The 16009-nt window shown below is 66.8% G+C and carries 14 protein-coding genes; 6 read left to right on the plus strand and 8 right to left on the minus strand.

Annotated features, from left to right (window positions below; all coding sequences use genetic code 11):
* Positions 1-86 precede the first annotated feature (86 nt).
* The 5 genes from A9X01_RS17750 to A9X01_RS17770 all read left to right on the plus strand — a co-directional run bounded on the left by A9X01_RS17750 (position 87) and on the right by A9X01_RS17770 (position 7643).
* Positions 87-2462, plus strand: a complete 2376-nt coding sequence (locus A9X01_RS17750) for a lysylphosphatidylglycerol synthase transmembrane domain-containing protein (protein ID WP_065121987.1) — start codon at positions 87-89, stop codon at positions 2460-2462.
* Positions 2463-2566: 104 nt separating this feature from the next.
* Positions 2567-3274 carry an envelope biogenesis lipoprotein LpqN gene (gene lpqN, locus A9X01_RS17755; RefSeq protein WP_065121989.1) on the plus strand — a complete coding sequence of 236 codons (708 nt, stop codon included), beginning with the start codon at positions 2567-2569 and terminating at the stop codon, positions 3272-3274.
* Positions 3275-3347: 73 nt separating this feature from the next.
* Positions 3348-3833, plus strand: a complete 486-nt coding sequence (locus A9X01_RS17760) for a hypothetical protein (protein ID WP_065121991.1) — start codon at positions 3348-3350, stop codon at positions 3831-3833.
* Between the two features lie 49 nt (positions 3834-3882).
* Complete coding sequence (locus A9X01_RS17765; RefSeq protein ID WP_065121993.1) at positions 3883-5409, plus strand: alpha/beta fold hydrolase; 1527 nt, start codon at positions 3883-3885, stop codon at positions 5407-5409.
* Complete coding sequence (locus A9X01_RS17770; protein WP_065121994.1) at positions 5406-7643, plus strand: FUSC family protein; 2238 nt, start codon at positions 5406-5408, stop codon at positions 7641-7643. The genes A9X01_RS17765 and A9X01_RS17770 overlap by 4 nt, the downstream gene beginning before the upstream one ends.
* Here A9X01_RS17770 and A9X01_RS17775 read toward each other — a convergent pair.
* Positions 7618-7929 carry a hypothetical protein gene (locus tag A9X01_RS17775; protein ID WP_065121996.1) on the minus strand — a complete coding sequence of 104 codons (312 nt, stop codon included), beginning with the start codon at positions 7927-7929 and terminating at the stop codon, positions 7618-7620. The two genes, A9X01_RS17770 and A9X01_RS17775, sit on opposite strands and share 26 nt — an antisense overlap.
* 99 nt (positions 7930-8028) lie before the next feature.
* Here A9X01_RS17775 and A9X01_RS17780 point away from each other — a divergent pair, with 99 nt between their 5' ends.
* The gene (locus A9X01_RS17780) at positions 8029-9279 is read left to right on the plus strand and encodes a cytochrome P450 (protein WP_065121998.1); all 1251 of its coding nucleotides are present in this window, start codon (positions 8029-8031) and stop codon (positions 9277-9279) included.
* Positions 9280-9385: 106 nt separating this feature from the next.
* On the opposite strand, the gene fadD1 is transcribed toward A9X01_RS17780, so the two are convergent.
* The 7 genes from fadD1 to A9X01_RS17815 are packed head-to-tail and all read right to left on the minus strand — an operon-like array spanning position 9386 to position 15748.
* Positions 9386-10963 (minus strand): fatty-acid--CoA ligase FadD1, encoded by a 1578-nt coding sequence (gene fadD1, locus A9X01_RS17785; protein ID WP_065122000.1) that lies wholly within the window; start codon positions 10961-10963, stop codon positions 9386-9388.
* Complete coding sequence (locus A9X01_RS17790; RefSeq protein WP_065122002.1) at positions 10956-11363, minus strand: Zn-ribbon domain-containing OB-fold protein; 408 nt, start codon at positions 11361-11363, stop codon at positions 10956-10958. The genes fadD1 and A9X01_RS17790 overlap by 8 nt, the downstream gene beginning before the upstream one ends.
* 1 nt (position 11364) lies before the next feature.
* Complete coding sequence (locus A9X01_RS17795) at positions 11365-12567, minus strand: thiolase family protein (protein WP_065122004.1); 1203 nt, start codon at positions 12565-12567, stop codon at positions 11365-11367.
* Positions 12564-12992 carry a MaoC/PaaZ C-terminal domain-containing protein gene (locus A9X01_RS17800; protein ID WP_065122006.1) on the minus strand — a complete coding sequence of 143 codons (429 nt, stop codon included), beginning with the start codon at positions 12990-12992 and terminating at the stop codon, positions 12564-12566. Before A9X01_RS17800 ends, A9X01_RS17795 begins: the two co-directional genes overlap by 4 nt.
* Positions 12989-13492, minus strand: coding sequence for a MaoC family dehydratase (locus tag A9X01_RS17805; RefSeq protein ID WP_065122007.1), 504 nt, complete (start codon positions 13490-13492; stop codon positions 12989-12991). Before A9X01_RS17805 ends, A9X01_RS17800 begins: the two co-directional genes overlap by 4 nt.
* Complete coding sequence (locus A9X01_RS17810) at positions 13489-14565, minus strand: acyl-CoA dehydrogenase family protein (RefSeq protein WP_065122008.1); 1077 nt, start codon at positions 14563-14565, stop codon at positions 13489-13491. The genes A9X01_RS17805 and A9X01_RS17810 overlap by 4 nt, the downstream gene beginning before the upstream one ends.
* 4 nt (positions 14566-14569) lie before the next feature.
* Positions 14570-15748, minus strand: a complete 1179-nt coding sequence (locus A9X01_RS17815; protein WP_065122009.1) for an acyl-CoA dehydrogenase family protein — start codon at positions 15746-15748, stop codon at positions 14570-14572.
* Between the last annotated feature and the right edge of the window lie 261 nt (positions 15749-16009).

Here is a 16009-nt window from a genome sequence, read left to right on the forward strand (position 1 = left end):
GCGGGATCGGCGGGGCCCGGCACGTTAAGTTGTCGTAGAACTGCCGACCGCGAGACCAACGGATCCGAAGGACCAGGACCGTGCACATGCGAGTTGACGGACGCGATATCACCGTGTCCGGCAGCTTGCTGCAACCACTCACTCGTCGGACCAACGACCTCATCCGGCTGGGGTTGGCCGCCGCCGCTCTCATAGCGGTCGTAACCAGCTCCTTGATCACCCGGCCACGCTGGGTCGCCCTGGAAAAGTCGATCTCCCAGATCGTCGGAGTGCTGACCCCTACCCAAGCCGATCTGGTGTACCTCGTGTACGGCATCGCAATCCTGGCCTTGCCGTTCGTGATCCTGATCGGCTTGATCCTGTCCCGGCAGTGGAAGTTGCTCGGCGCGTACGGCGCCGCGGCCCTGATGGCGATGCTGCCCCTGTCGATCAGCAGCAACCGGATCGCCGCGCCGAACTGGCACTTCGACCTGTCGGACAAACTCACCACGCTGCCCGCGCAGTTCCTCGACGACCCGCGCTGGATCGCGATGCTCGCCGCGGTCCTGACTGTGTCCGGGCCCTGGCTGCCGGCTCGCTGGCGGCACTGGTGGTGGGCGCTGCTGCTGGCATTCGTACCGATCCACCTGGTGGTCAGCGCCATCGTGCCGGCCCGCGCCGTGGTGGGTCTGTCGGTGGGCTGGTTCGTCGGTGCGTTCGTGGTGCTGGTCGTAGGCACTCCCGCCTTGGAGGTGCCCCTGGAAGGCGCGGTCCGAGCCATGGCCAAACGCGGGTTCCTGGTGTCCCGGCTGGTGGTGGTCCGACCGGGCGGACCGGGGCCGCTGGTGCTGTCGGCCGAATCCACCGATCCGGGATCGCGAGCGGCGGTCGAGTTGTACGGCCCGCATCAGCGCAGCGGCGGCGCGGTGCGTCAGCTGTGGTGGAAACTGCGGTTGCGCGGTTCCGAAACCGCACCCCTGCAAACCTCCATGCGGCGCGCGGTGGAGCATCGCGCCCTGATGGCCATTGCCATCGGTGACACGGGCGTGGCCAATACGTCGACGATCGCGTTGGCGGTGCTCGACCGGGGGTGGACGCTGTATGCGCACCAGCCGGTGCAGGGTGTGCCGCTCGACGAGTGCGCAGGGGAAACGCCGGTGGCCCGGGTGTGGGAATCCCTGCGGGTCCTCAATGACCACCAGATCTCGCATGGGGATCTGCGCTGCAACGAAATCACCGTCGCCGACGGGAAGGTGTTGTTCGGCGGCTTCGGGGCCGCCGAATACGGTGCCACCGACGCACAGCTGCAGTCCGACATCGCTCAACTGTTGGTGACGACGTCCGCGTTGTACGACGCGCGGTGCGCGGTCGAGGCCGCGATCGAGGTCTTCGGCAAGGACACCATTCTGACCGCTGGCCGTCGGCTCACCAAATCCGCTGTGCCGAAGCGGATCCGACAGTCGGTCGCCAACGCCAAATCTGTCATCACCGACGCCCGCGCCGAGGTGAAGCACCAGACCGGGGCCGACGAGATCGAAACCGAGACCATCACCCGGTTCAGCCGCTCCCAATTCATTCAGCTGGTGCTGTTGGGCGCACTGGTCTATGTCGCCTACCCCTTCATCAGCACGGTGCCGACCTTCTTCTCCGAGCTGCGGACCGCCAACTGGTGGTGGGCGCTGCTGGGCCTGGCCGTGTCGGCGCTGACCTACGTCGGTGCGGCGGGAGCGTTGTGGGCCTGCGCGGATGGATCGGTGAGCTTCTGGAAGCTGTCGATCATGCAGGTGGCCAATACCTTTGCCGCGACGACCACGCCCGCCGGGGTCGGCGGCCTGGCGCTGAGCACGCGGTTTCTGCAGAAGGGCGGACTGACCGCGTTGCGCGCCACCGCCGCGGTGGCGCTGCAGCAGTCGGTTCAGGTGATCGTGCACGTCGCGCTGTTGATTCTGTTCAGCGCCGTCGCCGGAACCTCAACCGACCTCTCGCATTTCGTCCCGAACGCCACCGTGCTGTACCTGATCGCCGGCGTGGCATTGGGCATCGTCGGGACCTTCCTGCTGGTGCCCAACCTACGGCGCTGGCTGGCCACCGAACTGCGCCCCAAGCTCAAGGAGGTCACCGGTGACCTGGCTGAGCTCGCCCGTGAGCCCAGACGACTGGCACTGATCGTATTGGGCAGTGCCGGAACGACTTTGGGCGCAGCTTTGGCACTGTGGGCCAGCGTCGAAGCGTTCGGCGGGGGCACCACGTTCGTTACCGTCACGGTGGTGACGATGGTCGGCGGAACCCTGGCCTCGGCCGCGCCCACCCCTGGCGGCGTCGGCGCGGTAGAGGCCGCCCTGATCGGTGGGCTCGCTGCCTTCGGGGTGCCCGCGGGCATCGGTGTGCCGTCGGTACTGCTGTACCGGGTGCTGACGTGTTGGCTGCCGGTGTTCGTCGGCTGGCCGGTGATGCGCTGGCTGACCAAGAACGACATGGTGTAACCGAGCCGGCAAAGTGAGCGGGGCAGATCACCTGGAGTTCGGCTAATCTCAGTCCGGATGTCGCCGGCGCTGGTACCGGGGCCCAATTTCGGGAGATGCGATAGATGAAGGACCTCACCGCGATAGTGGCGACCGTGGCGGTCAGCCTGACGCTGGCCGGCTGCCACGCCGAGATCAAGACCGGTGGCAAGACGTCAACTTCCACGAGCACCTCGACATCGACCTCGACGGCCACCTCGTCCGCACCGGCCACCAGCAGTACGCCGGGGGCGCAGGCCAACAAGACGATCGCCGACTACATCGTCGAGAACCACATCACCGAGACCCCGGTTCACCCGGGCGACCCGGGCTCGCCGACCATCAACCTGCCGACCCCCAACGGGTGGCAGTTACTCCCACCCGGCGGCGCGCCGTACTGGGGAATCTCCTACGGGCAGCCCGCCGATCCCGCCGACCCGCCCACACTGGCGGCCTTGGTGTCCAAACTCACGGGCAACGCCGACCCGAACAAGATCCTCGAATATGCGCCCGGCGAGCTGAAGAACCTGCCCGAGTTCGAGGGCGGCAGCGCCAACGGCAAAGAATCCACCCTCGGTGTCCCGCCGGGGAAGAGCTTCAAGGCCTGGCAATTCGGCGGCTCCTACACGAAGAACGGCAAGAAGCGCACCGTCGCGCAGAAGACGGTCGTCATCCCAGCCGCAGACGGGCTCTACGTGCTGCAGATCAACGCCGACGCGCTGGACGACGAGACGGGCCAGTTGATGGATGCGACCGGCGTCATCGACGACCAGACCACCATCACCACTCCCTGAGTCGCCCGATCACCAACGGCCACTTTCTCAACTTGCCGGCGCTGTCCACCCCATTTGGTCTTACGGTGGTCAAATGACAGAACAGTCGTATGCCGTCGATGTCGGGCACCCACCCTCGGCTTTGTTGCGGGCGGTGAACCCGGTGTTGAAGGCCTTGTTAGGTACTCCGCTCGCCGGTCCCTTGAGCAAGCAGCTGATGGTGCTGAACTTCACCGGACGAAAATCCGGGAAACAGTTCTCCCTTCCGGTGAGTGCGCACGTGATCGACGGCAACCTCTACGCGCTGGCCGGCGCCGGCTGGAAATACAACTTCAAGGGCGGCGCACCGGCGCAAGTCGTCTACGACGGGAAGACCACCGCGATGCGCGGCGAGCTACTTCCCGACGGGCCGGAGGTGCACGATCTCTACCACCGCTGCGCCCAGTCCTACGGCCCCAAGCGTGCCCAGCGCATGATGGGGCTCAAATTCCGGGACGACAACATCCCCACGCGGGAGGAGTTCGCCGAGGCGATCCAGCGGCAGAAGCTGGTGGCCATCAAGTTCACCCCGGTGGCGTAGCGGTCGGAACCCTTTGCACACAACGCTTTTCGGCGTTCACCGTCGGCAGATGACGCTTGTCTGCTTGCTGTGCACGGTGCTGGCAGCGGGTCTGCTGCCCGGCTGTTCGCACCGGCCACCGGATCGGGTCTCCTACGCCGGCGCACGATGCCCGCAGCCGAACTTCCCGGGTGTGCCGCAATCGGACCTGGGCCCGAACTACACCTGCGGCTATCTCACAGTGCCCGAGAACCGCGACGACCCGAAGAGCCGCACCATCCGGATCCTCGTCGCGCGGGTGAAGGCCGCGGCCGCCACGCCCAAACCCGATCCGATCGTGTTTCTCGCCGGTGGGCCCGGCGGTGCTGGGACACTGAATGCACCCGGGATAGTGGCCGCCGGCATGAACGCCGACCGCGACGTCATCTTCGTCAACCAGCGCGGCACGCTACACAGCGATCCACACCTGAGCTGCCCCGAGATGGACGACTTCGCCTCTCGGAGTCTGCAATTGACACTTCAGGCACCGGCCACCGCGGATTTGGACGCCAAAGTCGTCGCCGCGTGCCGCAAGCGCCTGGCCGCCTCCGGGGTCGATTTCACGGCGTACACCACAAGGGAAAATGCCGCCGATATTGCCGATCTGCGGGAGAAATTGGGCGTCGACGAGTGGAACGTGTACGGCGTCTCCTACGGGACCGATCTGGCCCAGCAACTGCTTCGCGACCACCCCAAGGGCATCCGATCGATGGTGTTGGATTCGGTGGTCCCACCGCATCTCAATCTCATCGACAACTGGTGGCAGGCGCCCGCGAGCGGTCTGGCGGCCATCTTTCAAGCCTGCGCGGACCAGCCGCCGTGCGCCGCCGCGTACCCCAACCTGCCGACGGTGTTTTTGGACATGGTCAACAGTCTGAGCCAGACCCCGATCGATGTCACAACGTCGACGCCCACTGGCGAATCGACTCAGGTCACGATCGACGGCGCCAAGGTGGTGCCGCTCATACTCGACTGGAGCGCGGATCCCACGAAAGTGGTCGACATTCCGCGGATGATCTTCGCCCTGTCCCGCGGTGACGGCGAATTGGCCGGCGCCGGCATCGCGGCGACGGCCCCGTCCGGGCCCGAGCGCGGGCTGCTGGGTGCCGGGCTGGCGCTGGGCACCTACTGTCAGGAAATGGCGGACTGGACCACCCCGGACCGGGCCCTGTCCCAGGCGCGCATGGCGATGCCCCAGCTGCCCGATGCGGTCCTGCGGGTCACCCCGACCGGCAGCTGGATCTTTCGGGAATGCGAAGCCTGGGGGCTGGGTCGGTCGGACACTGCGGACACCCTGCCGGTCCTGAGCAACGTCCCCACCCTGATCTTGTCCGGGGCGTTCGACTCGAGCACCGCGCCGAAGTGGATGCGGGAGGTGACGCCCGGCCTGAGTAACTCACTCGCACTGCGGTTCCCCTGGGTCGGTCACGGCGTGATACCGACATCGCGCTGCGCGCAGACGATAACGACCGCCTTCTTTGACAATCCCCGAACCGACGTGGACCAATCGTGCATCGCGGACACCACGATGCCGACGTTCAGCCTGCCGCAGGGATGACTACCACCATTCCCGCCTCGCTGACAACGCACTATGAGCGGGCCCGGATCTGGACGGTCGGCACGGATCCGGGGCTGCTGCGATTCCGGCTGGCGGTGCGCACCACCGCCGCGCTGGGATGTTCGATGTTGATCATGGTGGCGCTGACGAGCGCGGCCCGGCAACCCCTGACGGTGGCGCTGCTCGGCGCCGTGATCACGATGATCGCGGCGCGCTCGGTCAACGAGCCCGACCCGCGTCAGCAGCGAATCACGATGGCGCTGTTGCCGTTACCGGCGGCGCTGTCCAGCAGCGCCGCCGCGCTGCTCACCCCTTATCAGCTGGCCGGCGAAATCGTCTTCGTGGTCGTGGTGTTCATCGCCGTTTACGTCCGGCGGTTCGGCCCGCGGGGGCGCGCGCTCGGCATGGTCGCCTTCATGGCCTACTTCTTCAATCTGTTCCTGCGGGCCGGTGTGCACGAGTTGCCGTGGATGATCGTGGCCATCGTGGTGGGCACGTTCTGCACGTTCGTCATGACCGCATACGTGCTGCCCGATCGTCCAGAACGGGTGCTGCGAGCCACCATTCGCTCGCTGCGGGCCCGGATGGCCATCGTGGTCGATACCACGGCGGAGGCGTTGCGGGCAGGCCGGCTCGACCAACGCCGTCAACGCCGGTTCCGGGCCAGGATCTTCCGCCTCAACGAGACCGCTCTGATGGTGCAAGACCAGATCGAAGACAAGGCCAACCCGGCCGTACTATGGCTGGGCGCCGACGGCGAACACCTCACACCGTGGCTGTTCGATGCCGAACTCGCCGTCGAGTGGGTGGCGATCGCCGGGCAACGCGCGGCATTGGCACAGGCGGAGATATCGACCCCCACGCGCCTCGCGCTGGCTGCAGCGCTCAGTGAATTAGCTTGGGCCATCCGGCTTCCCGATCCCGCGGGGCTACGCCGCGCAGCGAGCCAAGCACAAGACGTCATCGATGCGCAGTCGTCGCCAGGCGATTCCGCCGAGTCCGGCCCAGCGGCGGTTCGTCGCCTGGCCTTGGCGATTATCGCGGCAGCGACGGCGACGTCGGAAGTCCGGGAAATGATCGAGCGCGCCTCGACCGGTGACGCACCCGAGCGGATCACCGGCGACGACAGCGACGGCGGCAAGGACGAAGACGAGAACGAACAACCCGGCCCGGCGCTGCTGCCGACCACCCGGCAAGCCATCCAAGCATCCGTGGCGGCGTCCCTGGCGATCGTCACCGGCGACGCGGTGTCACCAGCCCGTTGGTACTGGGCGGTGATCGCGGCGTTCGTCGTATTCGCCGGCACCAACACGTGGGGCGACACCTTGACGAAAGGCTGGCAACGCCTGTCCGGCACCATTCTGGGTGTGCCGTGCGGCATCCTGGTCGCGACCCTGGTCGCGGGCGACCATACCGCGTCGCTGGTGATGATCTTCGTCTGCCTGTTCTGCGCGTTCTATTTCATGCAGGTCACCCAGAGCCTGATGGCGTTCTGGATCACCACCATGCTGGCGCTGCTGTACGGCCTACTCGGCGAATTCAGTCTCGACGTCCTGCTATTGCGGATCGAGGAAACCGCCATCGGCGCCGTGATCGGCGTGGCGGTCGCAATTCTGGTGCTGCCCACCAACATTGGGACCACCCTGCGCAATGACACCCGCGAATTCCTGACGTCGCTCGCGGAGCTGATCGAGACCTCTATCGCCGACATGTTCGATGACGCACGCCCGGACAGCCCCACCGACCGGGCCCGGCGGCTGGACCGCAAACTGCAACAGATTCGGGCCACCGCCAAGCCGATGCTGGCTGGAGTCGCCGGCTTAGCCGGGCGCCGCGACGTGCAGCGCAGGCTCAGGCTGTTCGGTGCCTGCGACCGTTACGCCCGGATACTGGCACGCCGCAGCGAGCAGTCCCGGGACTCGGACGCTCCGCAAGAGCTCGCGGCGGCCATCAACGCGGCGGCCGACCGGATCCGACTGAACATCGAAGCGTTGATCGCGACGCTCGACGGCGCGCACAGCACGGCCGTGGCCTCCGCTGCCGACGCCCTGGACGCGGCCGAAGCCTTGGCCCGGCAGTATGACAGCAACTTCCGCCTGGCCGAACCCGGGCCCGACCCGCGCACTCACCCGTCCGTGCTGCATCCGCTACGCCAGATCGACCGGGCAGTCATCGCCGCGGCAACCCATCTCGATGCGGACGCCGTTATCAGGGGGCCGGCCACACCTTCCTGAGCAGGTCGGCCAGTTCCAAGGCGACTTGACCCAGCCGCAATTCCACCTCGGGTTGCTGTTCGGGCGGCAGGTGCTGGGTTTCGTTCTGCACGATGCTGGTCTGCCGGTTCAGTTGCGCCAAGCGCTCCTGTCGCTGCGCCGGGGTCAAGCTGTCCCAGCTGGCATGCAATTCCGACGTTTGTTGTTGCAGCTCTTGCACTTCGGACCGCGGATCTGCGTGCGCGGAACCTGCCGTCGCCAGCGCGGTGGCGACCAGCACCGCAACTGCTATCGGTGTGATCTTCATGGAGCCTTCTTTTCGGTCGGACCGGTTCTGCCTCCAGGCTGCCGCGCATTTCTTGCGAAACTCTTGCGTCCGCCCCCCGCGACGTCATTACCATCTTTCATGGCCGCCCCGAATCTGCCGCCGGGTTTCGACTTCACCGACCCCGACATCTATGCCCACCGGATACCGACGCAGGAGTTCGCCGAACTACGGGCGACGGCACCGATCTGGTGGAACGAACAGCCGCCCGGTCAGGGCGGGTTCGGTGACGGCGGCTATTGGGTGGTGAGCAAGCACCGAGACGTCCGCGAGGTCTCCCTGCGCAGCGACGTCTTCTCTTCGGCCGAGAAGTCCGTCGTGCCGCGTTATCCGGAAGAGGTGGCGCAGGCGCAGATCGAGCTCGGCCGGTCCTCGATGATCATGATGGACGACCCGGAGCACAGCCGGCTGCGCAAGGTCGTCGCGCGCGGGTTCACACCTCGCGCGGTCGAACGGCTGCGGGCCGACCTCACCGAGCGGGCCCGGCAGATCGCCGCGCGCGCGGTCGCGGAGGGGTCCGGGGACTTTGTCCGGCAGGTGGCGTCCGAGTTGCCGCTGCAGGCGATCGCCGGGCTCCTCGGCGTGCCGCTGGAAGATCGCGAGAAGCTGTTCGACTGGTCCAACCAGATGATCGGCAGCGATGACCCAGAATTCGCCGAGCACGATTCGCTGACGTCGGCTGCCGAAATGATGTGGTACGCCATGCAATTAGCCGAGCGGAAAGCCAAAGACCCCGGCCCGGACATCGTCACGACGTTGATTCAACCCGATGCGGAGGGCCATCGGCTGTCCGAAGCCGAGTTCGGCATGTTCGTGGTGACCCTGGCCATCGCCGGCAACGAGACGACCCGCAACTCGATCACGCAGGGCATGATGGCCTTCACCGACTACCCGGACCAGTGGGAGTTGTTCAAGGCGCAGCGGCCGGGCACCGCCGCCGACGAGATCATCCGCTGGGCCACCCCGATCACCGCGTTTCAGCGAACCGCTCTGGCAGACACCGAAGTTGGCGGTGTGCGGATCAAGAAGGGCCAGCGGCTGGTGATGTTCTACCGCTCGGCGAACTTCGACGAAGAGGTGTTCGACGATCCGTATACGTTCAACATCCTGCGTAGTCCCAACCCGCACGTCGGATTCGGCGGCACCGGAGCGCATTACTGCATCGGCGCCAATCTGGCGCGCATGACGGTCGATCTGATGTTCAACGCGATCGCCGACACGATGCCCGACCTGACGGCAGTGGGGGAACCCGAGCGGCTGCGGTCGCCGTTCATCACCGGCATCAAGCATTGGCAGGTGGACTACGGGAGCAAATGCCCGGTCGCCCACTAGATACCCCCCCTCTTCTCCCGCCCCTCTTCTCCCGCCGAAGGTGCGCAGATTGCCGGCCTACTCGGCGTGTCGGAGTACATCTGCGCACGTTCACGCCCGGCGTGGGCTAGCCGGGGACCGGCGCGTACTCCCGACCACGGCCGGCACGCGCCCACAGCACACCTCCGCCGGCGCTGACACCCTCCGAGATGAGCTCGCGTTTGAGGATCTTGTTCGTCGCGGTCCGCGGCAGCGCCACATTGACGCGTACGTAGCGCGGCCACGCCTTCGGCGACAAATCGGGTTGAGCGGCCAGGAAATCACCGAACTGCTTGGGCGTCAATGTCGCTCCGCTGTTGAGCACCAGCGCCGCCATCACCTGATCGCCGACAATCTCGTCGGGGACGGCGTAGACCGCGACGTGGTTGATCGGGGTCAGGCGTTGCAGGACCCGCTCGATGGGACCGGCCGCCAAGTTCTCCCCGTCCACCCGCATCCAGTCCGCGGTCCGGCCCGCCAGGTAGATCCAGCCATCGCTGTCGCGGTAGGCCAGATCGCCCGACCAGTACATGCCGTTGCGCATCCGCTCCCGGGTTGCGGCGGGGTCGTTGTAATAGCCGGTGAAGCCGCCGGCACCGTAGGTGTTGACCAGTTCACCGACGGCGTCGTCGAAGTTGACCAGGGCACCATGCTCATCGAAAACCGCTGGCGCGCATTCGGTCCCGGCCTCCTGGTGGTACACGCTGACGCCGGGGTAGCCCTTCCCGATCGAACCGCGCGGGGTGCCGTCCTCACGCATCACGACGACGGCGAACTCACTGGAGCCGAAGCTGTCCACCACCCGGCAGCCGAATCGTCGGGCGAAGTCGTCGATGTCGCGCTCGGTGGCCTCGTTGCCGAAGGCCGCACGCAAGGTGTTGTCGGCGTCGTCGGGTCGTTCCGGGGTGGCCAGGACGAGCGCCAGCGGCTTGCCGACGTAATTCAGGTACGTCACGCCGTAGCGGCGGATGTCGGAGAGGAACCGCGACGGCGAGAACTTGGCCGGCACCATCGTCGCGCCCGCCGAGATCGCCACCGCCCAGCCGGCCGCGATCCCATTGGAGTGGAACAGCGGCATCGCCAGATAACAGACATCGGCGGAGGTGAGCTCGAAGCGCTGCACCAGGCTCGCCCCGCACATCACCGCCATCGCGTGGGCGAACCGCACCGCCTTGGGGTCGCCACTGGTGCCGGAGGTGAAGATCATGGTGACCGGGTCCGCCCCGGCGGCCTCGCGCGCCACCAAAGGGCTCGCCGACGCCACCGCGTCGCGGTAGGCCTCGCCATCGACGTCCAGAACCGGAATGTCACCCAGGTCGAGCCCCTCGAGTAACCCGATGTGCTCGGGGTCGGCGAGCACCAATTGGCAATCCGCTCTTCGGATATCGGCGGCCAGCCCGGCGCCGCGGCGGGTGGTGTTGATTCCGCACAGCACATAGCCACCAAGTGCGGCCGCCGCCAGGGAGCGCAGCATCGCCGGCGAATTGCCCAGCAGGGCACCGACATGCAGTGGCCGCGCCCGGTCGATGCGGGACAGCAGCGTCGACGCCTCAGCTGTCGCCTCGGCGAGGTGTTCGCGCCACGTCCAGGTCCGGTCACCGTGCCGCACGGCGACGGTGTGATCCTCCGCGCGAGAGCGCAGCAGCTGCTGAACCGTCTCAAACATCGGCCGGCCGATACCGCAGCAGGGTGATGTCATCGACATCGCAAAACACCGGCACCACCCGCATGCCGATGCGGATGTCGTCGGGTTCGACGTCCACCAGCTCGGTGCTGACTCGCGGGCCAGCGTCCCATTCGACGACGGCCGGGAGTTGCGGCAGGTGATCCGACCACGGCGGTCCGGTAGGGCGCCGCGCGACGGTGTAGGTGTACAAGGTTCCGGCGCCGTCGATTTCGCGCCACTCCAAGTCGTCGGCGAGGGTTCCCGGCGTCAGCGTCCGCGGATAAAAGACGTACTTGCCCGCCGACGGCGAATACTGGATCACGATCCGGTGTTCGCGCAGTGCGTCCCAGAACGGCTGGGACACCGGCGTCGGCTCGGGCAGCGGGCGTTGATCGCTCATGTCAGTCACCCCCCAACACCAGGGCCACTTGTTCGCTCATGATGCCGCCGGTGCCGCTGACGAACGCGATGTTGCAGTCGCGGACCTGTGCGTCCCCTGCTCGGCCCATGATCTGGCGGGCAGCGTCGACCACGTGGTGCATGCCCCCGGCCATCCCGGCCTGACCGTAGGAGAGCTGCCCGCCGGCGGTGTTCAGTGGGAAGTCACCCCGAAACGTCAAGTCACGCTGGGCCAACCACGACATGCCCATGCCTTTTCCGCAGAACCCCGCGTCTTCCAAGGTCATGAGGACGGTGATCGTGTAGCAGTCATAGATCGATGCGACATCCACGTCGGATCTTTCCAAACCCGACATCGCGAACGCCGTGTCGGCGGCGCGGGCGATCGGCGTGTGCAACAGGTTGTCGGCATAGGTCGGGGTCTTGTACCGGATATGTTCACCGAATCCCTTGATCCAGACCGGTCGATGGCGGCCACGTCGCGCAACATCGGCGTTGCCGATCAGGACGGCGGTGCCGCCTTGCACCCGCATCACCGTCTCCAGCATGTGGATCGGGTCGGCGATGATCGGGCTGTTCAGCACGTCGTCGACGGTGATCGATCTGCCGTGGAAAACCGCACCGGGGTGAGCGCAGGCGTTGACCCGTTGTTGCACCGCAATACTCGCCAAAGCCGCCGCGTCGTAGCCGTATTCGGCCGCATAGCGCTGAGCGATCTGGGCGTAGGGCGCGTTCTGTCCGACATTGCCGTAGGGAATCTCGAACTCGGCCTGCGGTGAGCCGTAGTTGTTGCTCGACGCCCCGTACCACCCCAGCGTGCGGGCGGGCCGCCCCTCGGAGCGAGGGATTTCTAGTGATCCGGGCACTACCGCCAGCACGGCAGCACAGATCCCGAGTTCAACCGCGGCTGCCGCCCGCCACACCATGCCGGCCGCGGTGGCCCCGCCCAGGTCCACCCGGTCACCGAAGTCCAAAGGGATGCCCAGGTATTCAGACAGCGTGGCCGGCGCGAACATGTCGGATTCCGTGATGCCGTGGGTCGACAAGCCGTTCACCACCGACGGATCCACCCCGGCATCCTCGATCACCCGTTTGGCGAGCAGGGCGTACTGATCGAGGGTGAACGACGGCGGTCGGCTCTGCCGCCGTTCGGCCGGCAGTTCCGCGATGCCGATGATGGCGGCCTCACCGCGCAGGCCGGTCACGTCGTGTCCCGACGGGGCAATGCGACGGTGGCGCTGCCCGGCATCAACACGTCCGCCCCCCGGCGGCAGAAGATGTCGAGGTCGACCAGATTCGGTGCGCGTTTGCCGGTGACCACGCCGCCGAATGTCAGTTCTTGCTCGGGGTAGGCGATCGCACGGTTCTGCACCGTGAATCTCACCAACCGCCCTGCGCCGCCGATCCAATCGGTGAGCGCCCGGGACAACAGCGCGGCCTGCAGCGGACCCTGCACCAGCACGTTGTCATAACCCTCCACGTCGCGCGCCCAGTCCTTGTCGTAGTGGATGCGGTGCCCGTTGTAGGTCGCGGCGCTGAAGAAGAACATCTGCGTCTCGGTCACGGTGACGGTCAAAGGAGCTACCGCATCGCCGTTTTGGACGTCCTCGAAGAACACCTGTGCGGTCATGCGGGCCTGGCAATCATTGACGTGGTTGCTTCGGCGACCAATTCGCGGTGTTGGTTGCGGTATTCGGCGCGCCAGGTCACCAGCACGAATCGTCCCGAACGGCCTTGTTTCTCCACGATCGATTCGACCATACGCATCATCTCGATCTGGTCGCGGTGGTACGCGGGCAGGTGGAATGTGGTGCTTTCGCCACCGGCCATGCGTCGCGGGGCCCGAGGAAACGCGAGGCTGCCGGTCGCCGCCCCGGACGATCCGTCGGGCCGTAGATCGCGTAACGCGGCGACGCCGAGGATCGCGTATTGCAGGAACAGCGGCGGGCAGATGATGTCGCGATATCCGTGCGCCCGGGCATAGTCCGGGTCGAACCACAGCGGGTTGTGGTCTTCGACCGCTGCGGCCCAACGCTGCCAGTCACGCTGGTTCACCTCGCCGGTGGCGGTCGCGACAACGGTGCCGACGCGGGCCGCGGAGTCGGGATCTATCAGGCTCTCGGTGCTCATTGTCCGCCGCTCCAATCCATCTCTGCGTCAAGCCATGTGGCCGCGACATCGGCGCCACCGCCCATCGTGGCCAGTACGCGGGCCCGCTCGGAGAACAGGTGCAGATCGGTGTCCACCACATAACCCATGCCGCCGTGCAACTGGTGGGCGTCCAGGGTGATCTGCTTGACCGCCGCGGCGTGCATCCTGGCGATGGCGGTCTCCCGGGTGGCGGTCTCACCGCGGCCCAACCAGAACGCTGCCGAATGCGCCGTAAGCCGGGCAGCCGACAGCGCGATGTGCATATCGGCCACCAGGTGCTGGGCGGCCTGAAAGGAGGCGATCGACCTGCCGAACTGCTCCCGCATCTTGGTGTAGTCGACGGTGCGTTGCAGCACCGCTTCGCCCACCCCTACCAGATCCAGGCAGAGCAGCGCGATCGCCGCGTTCGCCACCCGGCGCAGCTCCCGCTCCGCCAGTCCCGCTCCGCCACCGAGGATGCGGCGGGGATCATCGACCGGTACGTCGTCGAAGGTGACCGTGAATGCGCGGTGTCCACCCATCAGGGTGAGCGGACGGACGGCCACCGCCTCCGCCGGGACCACGAAACCCATTGTCTGGCCGTCGCTTTGAGCGGCGACGACGATCAGGTCGGCGGTGTCGGCATCGGGGACGAAGTCGGCGACCCCGCTCAATAGCCAACCGTCGACCGCTTTGACGGCACGCACGGTAGGCGTCAGCATCGCCGCATCCCGCGGACTCCACAGCGCGGTGGTGCCTCGCGCAGTTCCCGCGGCCAACGGCGGCAGCCAGGCTTGCCGCACCGCCGGGCCGCCCAGCCAATCGATGGCTAGCGCCGCCTGCAGGGTGCTGTGCACGGTCAACGGACACAGCGCCCGTCCCGCTTCGACGTAGAAGATTCCGAGGTCGGTCAGGGTGCCGCCCGACCCACCACACGCCTCCTCGATCGTCAATCCCAGCACTCCGGCGTCGGCAAGCGCCTGCCACCAGAGCGGCGCGGAGTGGTCTTCGGCCAGCAGGTTTCGGCACATGGCGGCGAGGTCGTGCTGGTCCCGGGTCGGTAGCAGTCGCATCCGGTCACCGCCCGTAGGACGGCATGCCGTGCCCGCGCTGGGCGATCACATCCCGCAACACTTCGTTGGTCCCGCCGCCGAAGCGCATCAGCGGTGACACGCGATAAAGACGTTCGAAGAAGCCGCCCAGCGGCGCCTCGTTGCTGCGATGCGCCAACAAACCGTCGGGCCCCAGCAGATCAATCGCCAAATCCGCTATGCGCTGGCGCAATTCGCTGGTGAAGATCTTTTCGACACTGACCTCGACCGACGGGATGCGGCCGCTGTCCAGGATTGACGCCGCCTCGTATCCCATCAGTCTCGCGGCCTCGACGTCGGCCTCGGCCTGGGCGAGCCGCCGCCGGAAGAGGGTGTCATGCGCGGGCACCGACCCGTCCCGGCGCGGCCTGGCGGCCAGCGTCAGCAGATCGTCGAGCGCGCGCCGCAGATCACCCGCGTTGGTCAGGGCTCCGCGCTCCAGGTCGAGGGCGCCGGTGATGTAAGTCCAACCCTTGTTGACCTCGCCGATGAGGTTGCCAACCGGCACCCGCACGTCGTCGAAGAAGGTCTCGTTGGTGCGGTAGCCCGACCAGGCGTACAGCGGGCGGATCTCGATGCCGGGAGCGTCGATCGGCACCATGATCACCGAGATGCCCCGATGGCGCGCCGCGTCCGGATCGGTGCGCACGCACAGCCACTCGTGGGTGCAGCGCTGTGCGCCGCTGTTCCAGATCTTGGACCCGGTGATTACCCATTCGTCGCCGTCGCGCACGGCACGGGTGCGCAGGCTGGCCAGGTCGGTGCCGGCATTTGGCTCGGAATAGCCTACCGCGCAGACGATCTCGCCCTTGGCGATGGGCGGCAGGAATTCCTTCCTGTTCTGTTCGTTGCCGTGCCGCATGATCATCGGCGCTACCGAGGTGACCGTGAGATCCGGGCCGGGGACACCCCAATATTCGAACTCGCTCATCAACAGGTGCTGGTGCATGGCGCTCAGCCCGAGGCCACCGTACTCACGGGGCCAGTTCAGTCCGAACCAGCCGCGCTCGCCGATTTTGCGGCGGAATGCCGACAGCTCGCCGCCCTGGCATTCCAAGTCGTGCTCGGCCAACTCGGCGCGCAGGGCGGGGGTGACGTTGTCACCGAGGAACTGGCGCACCTCGGCCAGCCAGGCCCGTTGCTCATCGTCGAGCGCGAAGTCCACACCGCGACAGTAGTACTAGGTCGGCTGATGCGCGGCCGGGCACGCGACGGATTGTGTCGCGGGCGGCATATTTCTGATCGCCCGGACTTTGACCCGGGCGCCGCGATGCGGAATGAAGATGACGTGCTTGAGTTGGCGATGGGCCAGGGGGCCAACTTTCTTCGTGGCGCGAAGGTGCGCAGCGGTACGGCGACACGCCGCGAGCCCTGGCATTCCGCGCACCCTCGGCGGCGCCCCCCGCCGTGCAGTAATAACGCCCGC

Origin of the sequence: Mycobacterium asiaticum (assembly GCF_001668675.1) — a bacterium.
Classification (GTDB): Bacteria; Actinomycetota; Actinomycetes; order Mycobacteriales; family Mycobacteriaceae; genus Mycobacterium; species Mycobacterium asiaticum_D.